At 46.6% G+C, this 1,748-nt stretch carries 1 protein-coding gene; it reads left to right on the top strand.

Annotation, left to right across the window (positions count from 1 at the left end; genetic code table 11):
• Positions 1–159: 159 nt before the first annotated feature.
• Positions 160–1,748 (top strand): phosphoenolpyruvate carboxykinase (ATP) (locus WBV27_RS08755; RefSeq protein WP_424201263.1); only part of this gene is annotated, 1,589 nt, incomplete at its 3' end.

Genomic DNA, 1,748 nt, shown 5'->3' with positions numbered 1-1,748 from the left:
CCCTAGACTATTCTGTTAGAGTTTTTGTAACTAACATGAGGACAAACAACACTTTTTTTATAGAAAAAGAATAAATATTCGCTAATCCCAGGATGAAAGGGGTTACATTTTACGAAAATTGGATTATAATGGAACTATCAAATAATAGAGGTGACGTAAATGGCTTCTATAGAATCGTTCAATAGATCCGAATTAAAGAAGTCCAACCCTTTACTTACGAAATTCCGGACAACGGTCGAAACAGCTTTTTATGGCAAAAACATGCAGGAAGTTACGGACATGACGGAAGCCTATCAACTCGCTCTGAACGCTGCAGGTGTGGTCGTGACCGATCTGCCTGTGCTCCATACTAAAGAATTGGGATTGCCTGATGATGCCAAGGTACTTGTCGAAAACGGCGGGAGGATCATCGGCCGTACAGCCCGCGCCAAACGGATCATCGGAGAGAACAAAGAAGAAGACGAAATCCTTGAAGGCATCGTCATGGATGTCATCTACAAAAACAGACTTCGCCATTATTATAAAACAACAGGCTATGTAGGCTTGGATCAAGATTTCATCATCAAGGCGCACATTGCTTTTCCCGAAGGGAACGAAAACAATCTCTACTCCTGGCTATTGAACTTCCAGTGGGAAAGCCCGGAATATAAGGAAATGTATGCCCATTCCAAAGCATACAACGAAGGCGATATCTACATCTATACGGATCCAGACTGGCGCCATCCGGATTATCCGCTCGGTGTGGCTATCTTCGAGCCCGATAAAAACGTTGCCTGCATCCTCGGAATGCAATATTTCGGTGAGTTCAAAAAAGGCACACTGACGCTTGCTTGGGGAACCGGCCATCGCAATGGCTTCGTTGCTTGCCATGGTGGTCAAAAACACTTCCGACTGCCTGATGGCGGTTCGTATGTCGCTTCTTTCTTCGGGCTTTCGGGGTCAGGCAAATCGACGCTGACCCATTCGAAGCACGACAACAAATATGAAGTGAAAGTGCTGCATGACGATGCCTTCCTGATCGATTTGACGGATGGCTCCTCCATCGCGTTGGAACCTTCCTATTTCGATAAAACCCAGGATTATCCCGCCGATCACCCTGAACAGGACTATTTCGTTACTGTTCAGAATGTGGGAGTGACGAAGGATCATGAAGGCAAAATTGTGCTGGTCACCGAAGATATCCGAAACGGAAACGGACGAACAGTCAAATCACGCTATTCCACTCCGAACCGCGTGGATAAGTTCGAAGAACCGATCAATGCTGTCTACTGGATCATGAAGGATGATGCCTTGCCGCCTTTGGTCAAGGTGGATGAAGCGGTCTTGGCTGCAACATTCGGCACGACGCTGGCTACAAAACGCACGACTGCGGAAACGCTGAAGAAAGGCGAGTCGACCGACAAATTGGTCATCGAACCATTCGCAAATCCGTTCCGGGTTTATCCATTGGTTGAGGATTATGAAGGCTTCAAAGAATTGTTGGCTCATGAAGACGTAGACTGCTACATCATCAATACTGGGTTTTTCATGGGTAAAAAAATACCGAAGGAAGTGTCTTTGGGCGTCATCGAAAGCGTCGTTGAAGGGAAAGCAGCATTCGTCCCATTCGGGGATGCGCCACATCTCAGCTATCTGCCGGTAGAAGGCTTCAATCCCGATTTTGAAGACAAGGACTATACGAAGTTGGTTAGAAGACGCATGCAGCTACGGGAAGATTTCTTGGAAGAATTCAATGCTGTCCATCCGAG

Origin of the sequence: Trichococcus sp., assembly GCF_049589555.1 — a bacterium.
Lineage (GTDB): Bacteria > Bacillota > Bacilli > Lactobacillales > Aerococcaceae > Trichococcus.
The sequence above is the reverse complement of the archived record's forward strand: the minus strand, read 5'-3'. Positions and strand labels throughout refer to the sequence as shown.